A 16,292-nucleotide genomic window follows, 5' to 3' on the forward strand; every position below is an offset into this window, starting at 1 on the left:
CCAGCCTGCCGCGTGCTCAAAAAAATACCCCAGAGAAATGAAGGCCTGACCATGAAACTCGTCGTCGCGATCATCAAACCTTTCAAGCTTGACGAGGTACGCCAGGCGCTGACGGCCATCGGCGTCCACGGCATGACGGTGACCGAGGTCAAGGGCTACGGCCGGCAGAAGGGCCACACCGAAATCTATCGGGGCGCAGAGTATGTGGTGAACTTCCTGCCCAAGCTCCGAATCGAAATCGCGGTCGCCTCGGATGTTGCGGACAAGGCGGTCGAGGTCATTACCGCGAACGCGCGTACCGGGCAGATCGGCGACGGCAAGATCTTCGTCACGCCGATCGACCATGCGCTGAGAATCCGCACCGGCGAGACCGATAGCGACGCGCTCTGAGACATCACCGAATTCAAGGCGCGGCGGCAACGACGCTGAACGCGCGAAGCCAAAAAGCGGCGACGAAACGACAACAGGCCGGGGGAATTTTATGGGGGCACCATCGTATCGTGCAGCAGGCAGTGCTGCGTTCATCACGCTTGCGGCGAGCTTTGCGCTCACTACGCCGGCTCTAGCCGAGACGTCTACCATCAACGCCGCCGACACCGCGTGGATGATCGTCGCCACCGCGCTGGTGCTGATGATGACGATACCGGGCCTGGCGCTGTTCTATTCCGGCATGGTGCGCAAAAAGAACGTGCTGGCGACCATGGCGCAGAGCCTCGCCGCCGTCGCGATCATCTCGATTCTCTGGGTGGCGTTCGGTTACTCGCTCGCCTTCGTCGGCGACGGCGCCTGGATCGGCACGCTCGATCGCTGGTTTTTGGTCGGAATGACGATGGAGAGCGTCAACCCGGCGGCGAAGACGATTCCGGAAGCGCTTTTCATGCTGTACCAGATGACGTTTGCGATCATCACGGTGGCGCTGGTGGCGGGCGCGGTGGCCGACCGAATGCGGTTCTCAGCCTATCTCCTGTTCTCCGTCGGCTGGTTCATGTTCGTCTATGTGCCGCTCGCGCACTGGGTATGGGGCGGCGGATTCCTTGGGACCATGGGCGTGCTGGATTTCGCCGGTGGCCTTGTCGTGCATCTTTCCGCCGGCGTAGGCGGGCTGGTCGCCGCGACGGTGATGGGCCGGCGTCACGGCTATGGCAGCGAGAACCTCGCGCCGTTCGACCTCTCGCTCGCCGTGATCGGCACCGGATTGTTGTGGGTCGGCTGGTTCGGCTTCAACGGCGGCTCGGCACTGGCCGCGAATTCGCGTGCGGTCATGGCGATCACCGCGACGCACCTGGCCGCCTGCGCCGGCGCGCTCACCTGGGCCGCAATCGAATGGGCGACACGACGCAAACCCTCGGTACTGGGCATGATCTCGGGCGCGGTCGCGGGCCTTGGCACAATCACGCCGGCCTCCGGATTTGTTGCGCCGTGGCACGGCGTCTTGATCGGCATCGTGGCAGGAACGCTCTGCTTCTGGGCCTGCACCTGGCTCAAGCAGCGCTTCAAATATGACGACTCGCTCGACGTGTTCGGCGTCCACGGCATCGGGGGATTGACCGGCACATTCCTCGCCGGCGTCTTCGCGGTGAACGCGATCGGCGGCACCCCGGGCCTGATCGAGGGCAATCCGCAACAGGTGCTGACCCAGCTCTACGGCATCGCGGTTACCTTCGTCTGGTCCGGCGGCGTCACCTTTGTGCTGCTCAAGCTGGTGGGCGTGTTCGCGCCGCTGCGGGTGTCATTGCAGCAGGAGCTGGAAGGCCTCGACATCTCGCAGCATGGCGAAGCCCTGCAATAGGCCGCCCACCCAATTACCGTTTTCTTGCCCTGCTGCTGAGCACGATTGCGTCCGACCGTCAGGCTCTGCCCACGATTTGAGCAGGCCTGATTACGATTTGGGCGCGACGGAATGGCGCAGGAAGATGCAATCCCCGCGGAGGGCGAAAAGGTCCGGATTCATAATCTGTTAGGGAGCGATCGCGATCTGGCACGGCATTTGATTCTAAGGGTCCCGGCTGTGCCCGCGTAGTGAACATCTCCGCGTGGTGAACCTCAGTCGAGAACGCCCGGTCCGCTGACCCGGGCCCAAGCGGGGACCAAGACCCATGAAAATTGTTATGGCGATCATCAAGCCATTCAAACTCGAAGAAGTCCGGGACGCTCTGACCGCCATTGGCGTTCACGGTCTCACCGTGACGGAAGTCAAAGGTTATGGCCGCCAGAAGGGCCACACCGAAATCTATCGCGGCGCCGAATACGCCGTGAGCTTTCTGCCCAAGATAAAGATCGAGGTTGCCGTCGCCTCGGACCAGGTCGACAAGACCATCGACGCCATCACATCAGCCGCCAAGACCGGACAGATCGGCGACGGCAAGATCTTCGTCATCAACCTCGACCATGCGGTTCGCATCCGCACCGGCGAGGCAGATGCCGCGGCCCTCTGATTTCGCGCACAAATCTTACCACTCAGGAGTGAAACCAAATGACGTTTAAACGTCCCTATAGCGCGGGATTGGCGGCCCTCGTAGTCGGCCTGTTCGCCGCGACCGCTGCCTACGCCGAGCCGACCGTCAACAAGGGCGATAACGCCTGGATGTTGACGTCGACGGTGCTGGTTCTGTTGATGACGATTCCGGGCCTGGCGCTGTTCTATGGCGGTCTCGTCCGCTCCAAGAACATGCTCTCCGTGTTGATGCAGGTATTCTACACCGTCTGCATCGTGACCCTGCTCTGGGCGCTCTACGGCTACAGCCTTGCCTTCACCGGCGGGTCCGACTTCATCGGCGGCTTCTCCAAGGCGTTCCTGATGGGCGTGACCACCGACTCGAAGGCCGCGACCTTCAGCGTCGACGCCAACATCTCGGAGCTGGTCTATGTCTGCTTTCAGATGACTTTCGCGGCGATCACCCCCGCCCTCATCGTCGGCGCGTTCGCCGAACGCATGAAGTTCTCGGCGATCGCGCTGTTCATCCCGCTCTGGGTCACGCTGATCTATTTCCCGATCGCCCACATGGTCTGGTACTGGGCTGGTCCGGATGCGATCACCGATGCCGCCAAGGCGCTTGCCGCTGCGGCTGATGGCGCTGCCAAGACCGCGGCGCAAGCCAAGCTCGACGAGATCAACGCCGACGCCGGCTGGATCTTCAAGAAGGGTGCGATCGACTTCGCGGGCGGCACCGTGGTGCACATTAACGCCGGCATCGCCGGTCTGGTCGGTGCGCTCCTGATCGGCAAGCGCGTCGGTTACGGCAAGGAACTGATGGCCCCGCACTCCCTCACCATGACCATGATCGGCGCTTCGCTGCTCTGGGTCGGCTGGTTCGGCTTCAACGCCGGATCGAACCTCGAGGCCTCCGGCGGCGCCGCGCTCGCCATGACCAACTCCTTCGTTGCAACCGCAGCGGCGGCGATGGCCTGGATGTTCGCGGAATGGATCGTGAAGGGCCACCCCTCGGTGCTCGGCGCGCTGTCGGGCGCGGTGGCGGGCCTCGTCGCGGTCACGCCGGCGGCCGGCTACGCCGGTCCGATGGGGGCAATCGTGCTCGGCCTCGTGGTCGGCGTCGTCTGCTTGTTCTTCTGCACTGTGGTGAAGAACTCGCTCGGCTATGACGACTCGCTCGACGTGTTCGGCGTCCACTGCATCGGCGGCATCGTCGGCGCGCTTGGTACCGGCATCCTGGTAAATCCGGCGCTCGGCGGTACCGGTGTCATGGACTACGCCGCGGGCAAAATCGGCGACTATGACTTCGTTGCGCAAATGACCTCGCAGCTGTGGGGCGTCTGCACCACGCTGGTGTGGTCGGGCATCGGCTCGGCGATCCTCTATAAGGTGGTCGATGTGATCGTCGGCCTGCGCGTCAATGTCGAGACCGAACGTGAAGGGCTCGACGTCACCGAGCACACCGAGCGCGCCTACAACATGTAAGTTCTCCGGGGTGCGATCTCTTTAGGTCGCATCCACAACTCCGGTTCGGGCACATACCCGGCAATGCCCTGACCGTTGAGGGGCTCCAGCGCAAGTTGGAGCCCCTTTCTTTTTGTGGCTTGTTCTTTTTGTGGCTTGGCCTCGCCCGAGGAGGTGTTTTCAAACCGGGTGCGGGCCGTCCGATCTACGCCTTCGACGGGCAGCCCTTCCACCACATCCCCGAGGGGCATGCCGAGCTTTGAGCGGCTATCGGCGCGGTAGGCCTCCGGCTACGCGCCTGTCTCGCTGTTCGGTGCGATCAACGTCACGGTCGGAAAGTAGGTTCGATAGCGGCGCGTATCACGTGTCAAAAGCGGAAGCTGTTCGACCGCCGCATGAGCGCCAATAAAAAAATCCGGCAGTACGCCGCTGCGGGCGCCGCCCGCGCTGCGGTACTGAACGGAGGTTTTACCTGCAAGGAACAGCGCCATTCTCGGTGTCGGCGCGACGGTGATGCCTGCTTGCGACAAGGCTGCCTCGAAATCTTCGATCACCGGAAAGCGAGTGGAGGTTTCAGCGAAAATTACGTCATTGATCAGCAGCGGACCTTCGCGGGCGGCGTCCTCCAGACGTGCAAGCGACCACTCCCACCAGCCCGGAGTCTGGATAAAGATGTCGAGCAGGACGTTGGAATCTACGAGCGTCACGCGCTAATCCCCGCGCGTGATCGCCATGATCTCCTCCGTGGAAAGACCCGGGCCGACGATACCAACCAGTTTGGCAAAACGGCTGGGCTCGCGTGTATCGGCTTTTTCGATCACGATGCTGCCGTCGGCCGCACATCGGAACTCAACCTTGCTTCCCGGAACGATCCCGAGATGCTCACGTACCGGCTTGGGTATGGTCACCTGGCCCTTACTCGTAACTGTCGTTGCCATTGGAGCCTCTCCGGCCTCGGTAATACCTGCTCAAAATATGGTAATACCGGCGCAAATTGTCCAGACCGGCCGATGGTTAATCGCGTCTTAACCTCGCCGTATCTATGGTGGTTTGATGGGTTTCCGGGGTTCACTTAAGCCCCTCGACCGCTTTTGAAAGTGCTGGCGTTTCAGACATGGCAATGACCGCCTCTTCCGGCGTGGCGCAGGGCGCTGGCAGTGCAATCCCTGCCGGTCAGTCCGAACGCTCGCCATTCTTGCGCACGACCGAGCTGCTGGCGCCCTACCAGCCCGCCAAACCATTGATTACGCTATCATTAGGCGAGCCGCAGCACCCGGTGCCCGCCTTCGTCGGGCCGGTGCTTGCGAAACACATTGCCGAGTTCGGCCGCTATCCCCTTGCCAAGGGCATCGAGCCGTTCCGGCGCGCCGCCGCCAACTGGCTTTCGATCCGGTTCCAGCTCCCCCGCCCGGTCGATCCCGAGAGCGAGATCCTGGTGCTGAATGGCAGCCGGGAGGGGCTGTTTTTCGCGGCGATCACTGCCGCCCGCTATGTTGGCCCGCGCAAGGGCAGGCCCGCGATCCTGATGCCCAACCCGTTTTATCCGGCCTATGGCGCCGGCGCCCGCGCCGCCGGTTGCGAACTGATCTACCTGCCGACCACGCTCGCCAACGGGTTCCTGCCGGATCTCGACGCGCTCGACGACGCGACGCTGGCCAGAACGGTGGCGATGTTCATTGCCTCGCCCGCCAATCCGCAGGGCGCGGTTGCCTCGCGCGACTACTTCACGCGGCTGAAGACACTCGCCGATCGCCACGGCTTCATGATCCTGAGCGACGAGTGCTATTCGGAAATCTACACCAGGCAGGCGCCGGGCAGCGCGCTGGAATGCGCCGGGCCCGACTTCACCAACGTCGTTGCATTTCAGTCGCTGTCGAAGCGCTCCAACCTGCCCGGCATGCGCGTCGGCTTTGCCGCCGGCGACAGCAAATTTCTCGCCGTCTTCCATGAGCTTCGAAACGTCGCCGCGCCGCAAGTGCCCGTGCCGCTGCAACACGTCGCGGTCGCCGCCTATAGCGACGAGACCCATGTCGAAGAAAACCGTCGCCTGTATCGCATCAAATTCGATCTTGCCGACCAGATCCTCGGCAGCCGCTACGGCTATGCGCGGCCGGCCGGCGGCTTCTGCGTGTGGCTCGACGTATCCGAACACGGCGGCGACGAAGCGGCGACGGTGAAACTCTATCGAGATGCGGGCGTCCGCGTGATCCCCGGAAGTTACCTGTCGCGGCTACAGAACGACGGTTTCAATCCCGGTGCCGGCTACATCCGTCTGGCGCTGGTCTCCGACAGTGAATCAACGGCCGAGGCATTGCACCGCCTGGTCGAAACTCTGGATTAATCGCAGGGCCTTAATGAGCATGCCAGCGATCGAACGTGTCATCCCCCTGGTCGGCCATCTGCCGGTCTCGATCCGCGAGGCCCTTGCGCGGCGCCTGCGCGAGCTCGCCGGCCTCAGCCTGATCGCATTGTCCGGCGTGGCGGCAGCGGCGTTGATGACGTGGTCGGTGCAGGACCCAAGCCTGAGCCACGCGACGTCGCGCCCGATCCGCAACGTTCTCGGCTATCCCGGCGCGATCGGTGCCGATCTGTTGATGCAGATTCTTGGTCTCGGCGCGATCATGCTGATCCTCCCCGTCGCAGTGTGGGGCTGGCGCATGCTGACCCATCGCTCCTTCGACCGCGAAGCGCTGCGCCTTGGGTGCTGGATTCTCTGCACAGTAATCGCGGCAGGGTTTGCAAGCTGCTGGCCGCATGGCGGTGCGTGGGCGCTGCCGACCGGCCTTGGTGGCGTCGTCGGCGACGCGCTGGTGCGTGCGCCCGCCGTGGTGTTCGGTCCGGCCGGCTTCACCTATCGTCTGGTTCTCGGCACCATCCTGTTCGCGGCGATGGGTGCGGCCTTCCTGTTTGCCAGCGGCTGGGGCTCGCGCCCGAGAGAGGAAGAGCTGACGCCGATCGAGGACGATGACGCGCCCTTCGTTGAAGAAGAGGATCGCAGTTCGGTGTCGCTCGGATGGGCGTACCATGCCCTGATGAGCGCAAAGGCTCGGCTCGGATGGCTGATGGGAGCGGCCTATCGCTCGCTGGTATCGAGTGCGCCGCCGCCTCGCAAATCTTCGTTCGAGCGCCAGGAACCGAGCCTCAGCGGCCGCGCCGCACCGGCACTGGCCCCTCGCGAAGAGGAATTCGAGGACGAGGAAGAAGAGGAAGAGGAGGACGAGGAAGTCCCGGCCGCCCGCGCTCCGCGCAAGAAGCCCGCACCGCGCGCGGCGGCGCGCAAATCCGAAAAGTTCGAACTGCCTTCGGTCTCAATGCTGACGGCGCCGAAGGCGTCGGACCGGCAGCCGCTGAGCAAGGCTGAACTGGAGGCCAATTCGCGCGCGCTGGAAGGCGTGCTCGGCGATTTCGGCGTCCGCGGCGAGATCGTCAAGGCCAATCCTGGCCCGGTCGTGACGCTGTACGAACTCGAACCGGCGCCCGGCATCAAATCCTCGCGCGTCATTGGCCTCGCCGACGACATCGCTCGCTCGATGAGCGCGCTTTCGGCACGCGTCGCCGTGGTCGCCGGCCGCAATGCCATCGGCATCGAGCTGCCGAATGCGCATCGTGAAAAAGTTTACCTGCGCGAATTGCTGACCACAAAGGACAGCAACGAATCGACGGTGAAGTTGCCGCTCTGCCTCGGAAAAAATATCGGCGGCGAATCCATCATCATCGATCTTGCCCGCACGCCACATATGCTGATCGCCGGCACCACCGGCTCCGGCAAATCGGTGGCCATCAACACCATGATCCTCAGCCTGGTCTATCGCCTGAGGCCGGATCAGTGCCGCCTCATCATGGTCGATCCCAAGATGCTCGAACTCTCCGTCTATGACGGCATCCCGCATCTGCTGACGCCGGTCGTGACCGATCCGAAGAAGGCGGTGGTGGCGCTGAAATGGGCCGTGCGCGAGATGGAGGAGCGCTACAAGAAGATGGCCAAGCTCGGTGTGCGCAACATCGATGGCTATAACCAGCGCCTCGTCGAAGCCAAGGCCAAGGGCGAGGAGCTGACGCGCACCGTGCACACCGGCTTCGACAAGGAAACCGGCAAGGCGATCTACGAGGAAGAAAAGCTCGAGCTTGAGCCGCTGCCCTATATCGTCATCATTGTCGACGAAATGGCCGACCTGATGATGGTGGCCGGCAAGGACATCGAAGGCGCGGTGCAGCGCCTGGCGCAGATGGCGCGCGCCGCCGGCCTCCACGTCATCCTCGCTACGCAGCGTCCGTCGGTCGACGTCATCACCGGCACCATCAAGGCAAACTTCCCGACCCGCATAGCATTCCAGGTCACGTCGAAGATCGACAGCCGCACCATTCTTGGGGAGATGGGCGCCGAGCAACTGCTCGGCCAGGGCGACATGCTCTATATGGCCGGCGGCGGTCGCATCAGTCGCGTGCATGGACCATTCGCTTCAGATGAAGAAGTCGAGAAGGTGGTGCGTCACCTCAAGACGCAGGGCGCACCGGAATATCTGGAAGCCGTTACGGCGGAAGAACCCACCGACGAGGACGGCGCGGTGTTCGATTCCACCGGCATGGGCAGCGAGGGTGGCGGCGATTTGTTCGCGCAGGCGGTTGCGATCGTCAAGCGCGATCGCAAGGCCTCGACCTCTTATATTCAGCGGCGGCTGCAAATCGGCTACAACCGCGCCGCCTCGCTGATGGAACGAATGGAACAAGAAGGCATCGTTGGGCAGGCGAATCACGCCGGCAAACGCGAAATTCTGGTCGAGGAGGAAGAGGGCGGATTCTAAAGCGCTGAAGGTGGATTCGGCGCAATGATTTTCACGGAAAAACGATATCCCCTTTGCTCGAAAGCGCGATAAACTGGCCGGCAGCGGGATGCCTCGTCGAATAGAGATCCGAAATATCTGATGACACAACAACCCACCCATCGCGGGCTGCGCTCCGGACTGGCGCTTTTGATCGCCACATCCGTCGCCGGCTTCGCAACATCGGCTCACTCGCAGACCGTGCCGGTTCCGAAGCCCGCGCCCAAGGCCCGCGACGGCAGCGTGCAGATGAGCGCGCAGGAAAAGGCGCCGATGACCACCGGCGCCACCCAGGCGCCGCCGAACCCGGTGATTCCCGACCCGCACCGCAATGTTCCGGCCAATATTTTTGCAACCTTCGATGCCAACCAGAAGGCGCAGGCCGCGCGGGTGAGTTTATATCTATCGTCGCTGCAGACGCTGGTCGGAAATTTCGTCCAGGTCGGCCCCGACGGCAGCAAGACTAAGGGCGATTTCTACATCCAGAAGCCGGGCAAGGTCCGTTTCGAATACGACGACCCGAGCCCGATCGCGATTATCGCCGATGGTTCGTCGCTGGCCGTGCGCGATCGCAAGCTCGCGACCCAGGACATCTATCCGCTGTCCCAGACGCCGCTGCGTTTCCTGCTGTCGGACCGGATCGATCTGTTGAAGGACACCAACGTCGTCAGCGTCACGGCCGATGACGTCTACATCAGCGTCACCATCGAGGAGAAGCAGGCCCTGATCGGCACCAGTCGGTTGATGCTGATGGTTGGCGTCAAGGACGGCCAGCTCAAGCAATGGACGGTAACCGACCCGCAGGGTTACGACACCACAGTTGCGGTCTACAATCTGGACTCGTCCAAGAAGGTCGATCCCGGCCTGTTCAAGATCGACTTCACCAACTACATCACTCCGGCCAACTGAGCGGCGCGCTTTCCATTCTTTTGTGACGACCGTAGGTGGGCAAAGCCACCGGGTCGCGCGATTGCGCGCCCGATGACAGGCTCCGCGTGCCCACCATTCTCACCGAGACTAGGATGCACGGTGGGCACGGCGCAGATGCGCCTTTGCTACCCTACGATTCCACCTGTGGACAAGCGAGCGACGACATCAGGAACCGTGGTAATACACGGCTCTCATGCGGTTTTCCCTCACAACGTGGAATATCAATTCGGTGCGCCTGCGCATCGATATCGTCGCCAAATTTCTCAAATCGGCGCGGCCGGATGTGCTGTGTCTGCAGGAAACCAAATGTATTGACGACGCTTTTCCGCTGAAGCGGTTCAAGCGTCTCGGCTATGAGCACGTCGCGCTGAACGGACAAAAGGGCTATCACGGCGTCGCCATCATCTCGAAATTGCCCTTCGACACCACCGATATCAGAACGTTCTGCGACAAGATCGATTCGCGTCACATCTCGGTGGCCTTCGGCGGGAAGGCCCAGCTTGCAAAACCGCTGATGCTGCACAATTTCTACGTTCCGGCCGGCGGCGACATTCCAGATCCCGTTCTCAATCCGAAGTTTGATCACAAGCTGAAATTTCTCGACGAGATGAAGGCCTGCGAACCGCTGCATCCGCGCGGCGACGACCGACATATCCTGGTCGGCGATCTCAACGTTGCGCCACATGAAAATGACGTGTGGTCGCACAAGCAGCTTCTGAAGGTCGTCTCGCACACGCCGATCGAATGCGAAAAACTCCTGGCCGCGCAGGCCCATGGCGAATGGTTTGACGTCGCGCGCGAGCGAATCCCGCTTTCGGAAAAGGTCTATACGTGGTGGAGCTACCGCGCCGCCGACTGGACGGTCGGCGACCGCGGCCGTCGGCTCGACCATATCTGGGTCTCGCGCGCGCTGAAGGATGCTGTCACTGATTTCAAGATCACGCGCGATGCCCGCAGTTGGGAGCGACCGTCCGACCATGTGCCTGTCACGGTCACGCTGGAAGTTTAGCTCTGTTGTCGTCCCTGCGAACGCAGGGACCCCTAACCACCACTTTAGTTCGTGCAAAGGTAATTAGCCCCAGCGCAAAACTGTAAGGCCGCGGCGTATGGGTCCCGGATCGCGGCTCGCCTTGCTCTCTTGTCGGGGAGACGAGTTTCGGAGATCAAATATTCAGTTTCGCGCCGGCCATCAAAATATCGCTGGCGAGTTGGCTCGTGCGGGTGGCGAGTTCGTCGCGCAGGCGGCGCGCGGCGGCAGGATCGCTTTCAAGCACACGCTGAAACAGGCTGCGCGCCACCCGGATCACCGAGGAATGCTCAAGCGCGACCGCACTCGACGGCCGCTTCATCGCAACGATCAGCGCCAATTCACCGATCAGGGCGCCAGGGCCGGCAACGACTTCGGCGCCACCATCTTCGACGCGGAACGAACCGCGCTGAACGATGTAGCCCGCATCCGCATTGTCGCCCGCGTTGAACAGATAATCGCCGGGTGAGAAATCGCGCTGCTCCGAACCGATCGCCAACATGCGCAGCGCCGCTGTCCCTAACAGCCGTAGTGTCGGGACCCGCTCAAGCAGGGCTACATCATCGTCGATCGACATGGACCGTTGACCGGGATGCGCGAAATTTACAAATCGTGTCTGCGAATCGTATCACGGCACCAGTTTGTAGCCACCGGCTTCCGTCACCAGGATTTCCGGGTTGGCAGCATCCTTCTCAATCTTCTGCCTGAGACGGTAGATATGGGTTTCCAGCGTGTGCGTGGTGACGCCCGAATTGTAACCCCAGACTTCCTGCAGCAGCGTCTCGCGCGATACCGGCAACTGGCCGGCGCGATACAGGAAGCGCAGGATCGCGGTTTCCTTCTCGGTCAGCCGTACTTTTCTGGCATTGGCGGCGGTCAGCATCTTGGAGCCGGGCCGGAAGCTGTACGGGCCGACGGAGAATACCGCGTCCTCGCTGGCCTCGTGCTGGCGGAGCTGCGCCCTGATCCGAGCGAGCAGGACGGCAAACCTGAACGGCTTGGCGACGTAGTCATTGGCGCCCGATTCGAGGCCCAAAATAGTGTCCGAGTCGGTGTCGTGGCCGGTCAGCATGATGATCGGCGCCTTGAAGCCGCCCTTGCGAAGGCTGCGCACAACTTCTCTTCCATCGGTATCCGGCAAGCCGACATCCATCAGCACCAGATCGGGAGAATTGGCTCTGGCGGCACTGGCGCCCTTGGCGCCGGTATCGACTGCGGAGGCTTCGAATTCCTCATGCAGCGACAATTGCTCCACCAACGTATCGCGCAGATCGGTATCGTCGTCCACGATCAGGATCTTGCGGGCATTGGGCATAGGATACGATCCTCTTGAGGCAGGCGGCGGACACAAGCGAGAGCGTCTCAAGCCGGGTCTTGGTCGATGACAAACCTGATTCGCGGGCAAACCTCACAAGCAAGCCGGGTCATCAGGCACTGATTCGCATTGAGGTAGGAGATTGTTACAGTTTCACAAGCCGAACCGCAGTCTATCCCAAATTTGAGGCGCGTTTGGATGAATGTCCTGTAATGCCGTCAAATAGAGCAACTGAGGCAGAGCAAGCAACCCCAGGATTCGGGCTTTGGCATGGAAAGCAGCGCCATTTCAATCACTTGTCAGACAGATGCGCGTGATCGGCCATTGACGGCAATTCGGGTGTACCGAGCTGCCGGCCATCCCTGCAGGGGCTGGCTGACGGCGGACGGCTGGACCGTGCCGGTGGCACTTGGCCGCGGCGGCATCCTCGCCAACAAGCGGGAAGGCGACGGCGGCACCCCGAGAGGCACCTACCATCCGCTGCAATTGTGGTGGCGCGCCGACCGCCATCCCAGGCCGCGGACCTATCTGCCGGTCCGGCCGATCCGGCCTGAAGACGCCTGGTGCGAGGACCCGCGGGACCGCCGCTATAATCAGCCAATCCGTCTGGTCCGGGATCAGCCCGGCGACCGCCTGACCCGCGAGGATCATCTCTACGACTTCATCGTCGAAATCGATCACAACAGCGCGCCACGCATTGCCGGCCGTGGCAGCGCCGTGTTCCTGCATCTGGCGCGGACCAATTTCTCACCCACGGCGGGATGCGTTTCGATGATGAAACCCGCCATGCTGCGGCTGTTGCGGCGGATGGGACCGCGGACGAAAATCATGATCGGCTAATGGGATCAATACAATGCTCGACAGGAACGCGATCGCGGCCGCGTCAAAGACCCTGCACGACCACTGGCGCGCCGGCACCAAATTTTCCGGCCTCAACGAATCGCTGCGGCCACGCGACCGGATTGGGGCCTACGCGGTCCAGGCGGGAATTGAAAAATACTCATCCGACAGCTTGTTCGGCTGGAAGATCGCGGCCACCAGCGAGGCCGGACAAAAGCACATCAACGTCGACGGCCCGATGGCCGGGCGCATTCTGGCCGAGACCGTCATCCCCGACGGCGGAACGGCTTCGATGGCAGGCAACGAAATGCGCGTCGCTGAACCCGAATTCGCCTTTCGCATTCGGGTGGATCTGCCGGCGCGCGCGACACCCTACACGATGCAGCAGGTGCTCGATGCGGTCGATACGCTGCATCCGGCCATCGAAATTCCGGATTCGCGCTTCCAGGACTTCGTCAGCGCCGGCGCCGAACAGATCATCGCCGACAATGCCTGCGCACATCAGTTCGTCCTCGGGCCTGCCGCAACAGCCGATTGGCGTTCAATGGACCTCGTCGAGGAACGGCCGGTTATCACGATGCGCGGCCAGCAATTCGTTGGTCACGGGAAGAACGTGTTGGGCGATCCACGAGTTGCACTGACCTGGCTTGCCAACGAACTGCGCCAGCTTGGCGTGACGCTGAAAGCCGGCCGTGTCGTCACCACGGGCACTTGCCACGCACCGTTGCCGATTCAGTCAGGAGATTTCTTCGCGGTCAATTTCGGCGCGCTCGGAAAAGTATCGGTGGGTTTCAGCTAAGCTCTTTCCACGTCATTGCGAGCGAAGCGAAGCAATCCACTCTTCCTATCCGTAGGGAGAGATGGATTGCTTCGTCGCTTTCGCTCCTCGCAATGAGGGAGCGGGAGGCGCGCTCAACGCGCTCCAAAAATCGCCGAGCCGATGCGCACATGCGTCGCACCCATCTGAATCGCGACCGCAAAATCGGCGCTCATACCCATCGACAGATTTTTCAATCCATTGCGCGCGGCGATCTTGGCGGTCAACGCGAAATGCGGGGCCGGCGCGTCGTTGACCGGCGGAATGCACATCAGGCCGGAAATGACCAGACCGTATTTGTCGCGGCAGCTCGCGATAAACGCATCGGCGTCGACGGGAGCAATTCCGGCCTTTTGCGGCTCCTCGCCGGTGTTGATCTGAACGAACAATTCCGGACTCTTGTTCTGTGAATTGATCTCCTTGGCGAGCGCTTCGCAGATGCTGGGGCGGTCGACCGAGTGGATGGCGTCGAACAGCGCTACGGCCTCCTTCGCCTTGTTGGATTGCAGCGGCCCGATCAGGTGCAACGCAGTTCCGGGGTAGGCTGAGACCAGCGCCGGCCATTTCGTTTTGGCCTCCTGCACGCGGTTTTCGCCGAACACGCGCTGCCCGGCATCGAGGACAGGCGAAATGGCTGCGGCGTCGAATGTCTTCGACACCGCGATCAGCGTCACCGACGCGCGCTCACGGCGCGCCTCCTTGCAGGCGCGCGCGATGTCCTGTTCCACCCGAGCGAGACCATTTGGTAAAGACTTCGTTAGCGATGTCGCCATTTCTCTCGCGTCATGTCCTGAATTCGGCCGAAAATTTTACGGCATTTCCTCGAATTTTACCAAGTTCGGGAAAGGCTTTTTGATTCCTTCACACTAGCCTGCGACGTGGGGGGCAGAATGTCTGGCGTTACTTTCAACCGCAATCGGGTCAAACTCAAGAAGCTTCTGGGAATCCGGGCGCGGCTTGCGCTGCTCGCCGTGATGCTGGTGGCGCCCCTGATGCTGGAACGGGTCCGTTCGCTCGAAGACGCGCGCGCCAGGCAGATCGCGATGGCTTCGGAGGAATACGCCAACATCACGCTGCACACTGCGGAGACCCAGCGCGAGGTCGTCTCCTCGGTCGAAACGATGCTGAAATCGGCGGCCTATATCCGCGCATCCAGCGGTATCGGGCGCAGTTGCGAAATCCTGCGCGCCAGTCTGCCGACCAACCTGCCCTGGATTCGCAGCATCATGATCGTCAGCAAAGAAGGCGTGGTGCAGTGTTCGACGCTGAACCTGCTGGTGGGCCTCAACATCGGCGACCGCGAATACTTCAGAAAAGCACAGCAGACCCGCGACTTCGTTTTCAGCGACTATCTGTTCGCCAGGGCAAGCAAAAGACCGATCCTGATGGCAGCCTATCCGGTAGCCGCGATCAATCCGGAAGAAGACGCCGTGGTGGTCGCCGGCATCAATCTCGATTGGATGTCGAAGATCATGGCCAAGCTCGGCGGACGGCCGGGCATTTCGGCACTGCTGGTCGACGGCGCCGGCGTGGTGCTGGCCGCGCCAGAGGACGAGGCCAGCATGATCGGCAAGCCGCTCAACAACGTGCCGCTGTTGACGGCCATCGCCCACAAGGCGCTCGTTTCCGACACCCCGACGGGTTCGCTTTCATTTACCGCAGCCGACGGGTCGCAACGCGCGATCAGTTTCGCGCGCATTCCCGGCACGCAATCGCGCCTGATCGTCAGCATCGACGAGGCCAGGATCACAGCTGCGATCAATCGCGACATCCGCACCGCCTATCTGCAGCTCGGACTAGTCTGCCTGTTCGTGCTGCTCGGCGCGTTGATCGGCGCGGAGAAGCTCATCATCAATCCGATCGAAGTCATGACCGGCATGGCCAGGCGATTCGGCGAAGGCGACTGGTCGGCCCGCGTCTCGCGCAGCCGCCTGCCGTCGGAGTTCATGCCGCTGGCGCGCGCCTTCAACGCCATGGCGGCGCAACTCAGCCAGCGCGAACGCGAGCTCGTTGCCACCAACGACCGGCTCACCGTGATGGCCTCGATCGACATGCTTTCCGGTCTCGCCAACCGGCGCGGCTTCCAGAGCCGGCTCGATTTCGAATGGATGAAGGCGCAGCAGTACCATAGCGAGCTGTCGCTGCTGATGATCGACGTCGATCACTTCAAGCTCTACAACGACACCTATGGTCATCCGGAAGGCGATGCGTGCCTCAGCCGGATCGGCGAAGCGCTAGCCGGTGTCGCCGCCGACATGCTGGGCTTTGCCGGCCGCTACGGCGGCGAGGAGTTCTGTCTGCTGCTGCCGAACACCAGCCCGCAGAAAGCCCTCGAGATCGGCGAGACCGTGCGCGCCACCGTTCAGGGCCTCGGCTTGCCGCACATCACTTCCAGCCACCGGACCGTCACCGTCAGCGTCGGCGTCGCCGCGACGCTTCCGAACGACGCCCAAACCCCCGGCGACCTGATCGAAGCCGCCGACGCCGCCCTCTACGCCGCCAAACACCGCGGTCGCAATACCGTGGTCGAGCACGGGTTCGCCAGGCTGGTGGACGAGGCGGGGATAGCAATGGCGGGTGAGCTGACGCTCCGCGCCATTGGTTAAAACGCCCCTTCCCCACTGTCCCAACCCGTTGACCCCGCAGCT

The 16,292-nt window shown here is 62.3% G+C and carries 16 protein-coding genes; 11 read left to right on the forward strand and 5 right to left on the reverse strand.

Going from position 1 to position 16,292, the window contains the following annotated elements; genetic code table 11:
- The first annotated feature begins 51 nt into the window (after positions 1-51).
- The 4 genes from HCN58_RS07515 (at position 52) to HCN58_RS07530 (ending at position 3,916) form a co-directional block, all read left to right on the forward strand.
- Positions 52-390, forward strand: coding sequence for a P-II family nitrogen regulator (locus tag HCN58_RS07515; protein ID WP_028348351.1), 339 nt, complete (start codon positions 52-54; stop codon positions 388-390).
- Between the two features lie 91 nt (positions 391-481).
- Positions 482-1,789: an ammonium transporter gene (locus HCN58_RS07520; RefSeq protein WP_171578741.1), complete on the forward strand. Its 1,308-nt coding sequence runs from the start codon at positions 482-484 to the stop codon at positions 1,787-1,789.
- Between the two features lie 307 nt (positions 1,790-2,096).
- Positions 2,097-2,435: a P-II family nitrogen regulator gene (locus HCN58_RS07525; protein ID WP_008142813.1), complete on the forward strand. Its 339-nt coding sequence runs from the start codon at positions 2,097-2,099 to the stop codon at positions 2,433-2,435.
- 38 nt (positions 2,436-2,473) lie between these two features.
- The gene (locus HCN58_RS07530; RefSeq protein WP_171578742.1) at positions 2,474-3,916 is read left to right on the forward strand and encodes an ammonium transporter; all 1,443 of its coding nucleotides are present in this window, start codon (positions 2,474-2,476) and stop codon (positions 3,914-3,916) included.
- A 269-nt stretch (positions 3,917-4,185) separates the two neighbouring features.
- Here HCN58_RS07530 and HCN58_RS07535 read toward each other — a convergent pair whose 3' ends face one another.
- Together HCN58_RS07535 and HCN58_RS07540 are read right to left on the reverse strand one after the other, a co-directional pair.
- Entirely contained in the window at positions 4,186-4,602 is a 417-nt protein-coding gene (locus tag HCN58_RS07535) for a type II toxin-antitoxin system VapC family toxin (protein WP_171578743.1), read from the reverse strand.
- A 3-nt stretch (positions 4,603-4,605) separates the two neighbouring features.
- Positions 4,606-4,833 carry an AbrB/MazE/SpoVT family DNA-binding domain-containing protein gene (locus HCN58_RS07540; RefSeq protein WP_171578744.1) on the reverse strand — a complete coding sequence of 76 codons (228 nt, stop codon included), beginning with the start codon at positions 4,831-4,833 and terminating at the stop codon, positions 4,606-4,608.
- Positions 4,834-5,009: 176 nt separating this feature from the next.
- Between HCN58_RS07540 and HCN58_RS07545 the strand changes: the two genes are divergently transcribed.
- The 4 genes from HCN58_RS07545 (at position 5,010) to HCN58_RS07560 (ending at position 10,654) form a co-directional block, all read left to right on the forward strand.
- The gene (locus HCN58_RS07545; RefSeq protein WP_171578745.1) at positions 5,010-6,236 is read left to right on the forward strand and encodes an aminotransferase class I/II-fold pyridoxal phosphate-dependent enzyme; all 1,227 of its coding nucleotides are present in this window, start codon (positions 5,010-5,012) and stop codon (positions 6,234-6,236) included.
- Between the two features lie 13 nt (positions 6,237-6,249).
- On the forward strand, positions 6,250-8,697 hold the full coding sequence (locus HCN58_RS07550) for a DNA translocase FtsK (RefSeq protein WP_171578746.1): 2,448 nt from the start codon (positions 6,250-6,252) through the stop codon (positions 8,695-8,697).
- 120 nt (positions 8,698-8,817) lie between these two features.
- Positions 8,818-9,624 carry an outer membrane lipoprotein carrier protein LolA gene (locus HCN58_RS07555; protein ID WP_171578747.1) on the forward strand — a complete coding sequence of 269 codons (807 nt, stop codon included), beginning with the start codon at positions 8,818-8,820 and terminating at the stop codon, positions 9,622-9,624.
- 214 nt (positions 9,625-9,838) lie between these two features.
- The gene (locus HCN58_RS07560) at positions 9,839-10,654 is read left to right on the forward strand and encodes an exodeoxyribonuclease III (protein ID WP_171578748.1); all 816 of its coding nucleotides are present in this window, start codon (positions 9,839-9,841) and stop codon (positions 10,652-10,654) included.
- A 154-nt stretch (positions 10,655-10,808) separates the two neighbouring features.
- On the opposite strand, the gene HCN58_RS07565 is transcribed toward HCN58_RS07560, so the two are convergent.
- A complete protein-coding gene (locus tag HCN58_RS07565) occupies positions 10,809-11,249 on the reverse strand; it encodes a cyclic nucleotide-binding domain-containing protein (RefSeq protein WP_171578749.1) in 441 nt (146 codons plus the stop codon).
- Between the two features lie 51 nt (positions 11,250-11,300).
- Positions 11,301-11,987: a response regulator transcription factor gene (locus HCN58_RS07570; protein WP_171578750.1), complete on the reverse strand. Its 687-nt coding sequence runs from the start codon at positions 11,985-11,987 to the stop codon at positions 11,301-11,303.
- 270 nt (positions 11,988-12,257) lie between these two features.
- On the opposite strand from HCN58_RS07570, the gene HCN58_RS07575 reads away from it, so the two are divergent.
- Both HCN58_RS07575 and HCN58_RS07580 read left to right on the forward strand, forming a co-directional pair.
- Positions 12,258-12,827 carry a L,D-transpeptidase family protein gene (locus HCN58_RS07575; protein ID WP_171578751.1) on the forward strand — a complete coding sequence of 190 codons (570 nt, stop codon included), beginning with the start codon at positions 12,258-12,260 and terminating at the stop codon, positions 12,825-12,827.
- A gap of 13 nt (positions 12,828-12,840) precedes the next feature.
- Positions 12,841-13,626 carry a 2-keto-4-pentenoate hydratase gene (locus tag HCN58_RS07580; RefSeq protein WP_171578752.1) on the forward strand — a complete coding sequence of 262 codons (786 nt, stop codon included), beginning with the start codon at positions 12,841-12,843 and terminating at the stop codon, positions 13,624-13,626.
- Between the two features lie 113 nt (positions 13,627-13,739).
- Here the strand turns inward: HCN58_RS07580 and HCN58_RS07585 are convergent, their stop codons facing one another.
- Complete coding sequence (locus HCN58_RS07585) at positions 13,740-14,417, reverse strand: YggS family pyridoxal phosphate-dependent enzyme (RefSeq protein WP_171578753.1); 678 nt, start codon at positions 14,415-14,417, stop codon at positions 13,740-13,742.
- A 117-nt stretch (positions 14,418-14,534) separates the two neighbouring features.
- Between HCN58_RS07585 and HCN58_RS07590 the strand changes: the two genes are divergently transcribed.
- Positions 14,535-16,250, forward strand: coding sequence for a diguanylate cyclase domain-containing protein (locus tag HCN58_RS07590; RefSeq protein ID WP_171578754.1), 1,716 nt, complete (start codon positions 14,535-14,537; stop codon positions 16,248-16,250).
- Positions 16,251-16,292: the final 42 nt, after the last annotated feature.

The organism is Bradyrhizobium australiense, assembly GCF_013114825.1.
Taxonomy (GTDB): Bacteria; Pseudomonadota; Alphaproteobacteria; order Rhizobiales; family Xanthobacteraceae; genus Bradyrhizobium; species Bradyrhizobium australiense.

Bases quoted from the DNA above. Each gene is read 5' to 3' on its own strand.
- HCN58_RS07515 (WP_028348351.1), top strand. From the start codon at position 52: ATGAAACTCGTCGTCGCGATCATCAAACCTTTCAAGCTTGACGAGGTA.
- HCN58_RS07520 (WP_171578741.1), top strand. From the start codon at position 482: ATGGGGGCACCATCGTATCGTGCAGCAGGCAGTGCTGCGTTCATCACG.
- HCN58_RS07525 (WP_008142813.1), top strand. From the start codon at position 2,097: ATGAAAATTGTTATGGCGATCATCAAGCCATTCAAACTCGAAGAAGTC.
- HCN58_RS07530 (WP_171578742.1), top strand. From the start codon at position 2,474: ATGACGTTTAAACGTCCCTATAGCGCGGGATTGGCGGCCCTCGTAGTC.
- HCN58_RS07585 (WP_171578753.1), bottom strand. From the start codon at position 14,417: ATGGCGACATCGCTAACGAAGTCTTTACCAAATGGTCTCGCTCGGGTG.
- HCN58_RS07590 (WP_171578754.1), top strand. From the start codon at position 14,535: ATGTCTGGCGTTACTTTCAACCGCAATCGGGTCAAACTCAAGAAGCTT.
- HCN58_RS07560 (WP_171578748.1), top strand. From the start codon at position 9,839: ATGCGGTTTTCCCTCACAACGTGGAATATCAATTCGGTGCGCCTGCGC.
- HCN58_RS07555 (WP_171578747.1), top strand. From the start codon at position 8,818: ATGACACAACAACCCACCCATCGCGGGCTGCGCTCCGGACTGGCGCTT.
- HCN58_RS07565 (WP_171578749.1), bottom strand. From the start codon at position 11,249: ATGTCGATCGACGATGATGTAGCCCTGCTTGAGCGGGTCCCGACACTA.
- HCN58_RS07540 (WP_171578744.1), bottom strand. From the start codon at position 4,833: ATGGCAACGACAGTTACGAGTAAGGGCCAGGTGACCATACCCAAGCCG.
- HCN58_RS07550 (WP_171578746.1), top strand. From the start codon at position 6,250: ATGAGCATGCCAGCGATCGAACGTGTCATCCCCCTGGTCGGCCATCTG.
- HCN58_RS07545 (WP_171578745.1), top strand. From the start codon at position 5,010: ATGGCAATGACCGCCTCTTCCGGCGTGGCGCAGGGCGCTGGCAGTGCA.
- HCN58_RS07575 (WP_171578751.1), top strand. From the start codon at position 12,258: ATGGAAAGCAGCGCCATTTCAATCACTTGTCAGACAGATGCGCGTGAT.
- HCN58_RS07570 (WP_171578750.1), bottom strand. From the start codon at position 11,987: ATGCCCAATGCCCGCAAGATCCTGATCGTGGACGACGATACCGATCTG.
- HCN58_RS07580 (WP_171578752.1), top strand. From the start codon at position 12,841: ATGCTCGACAGGAACGCGATCGCGGCCGCGTCAAAGACCCTGCACGAC.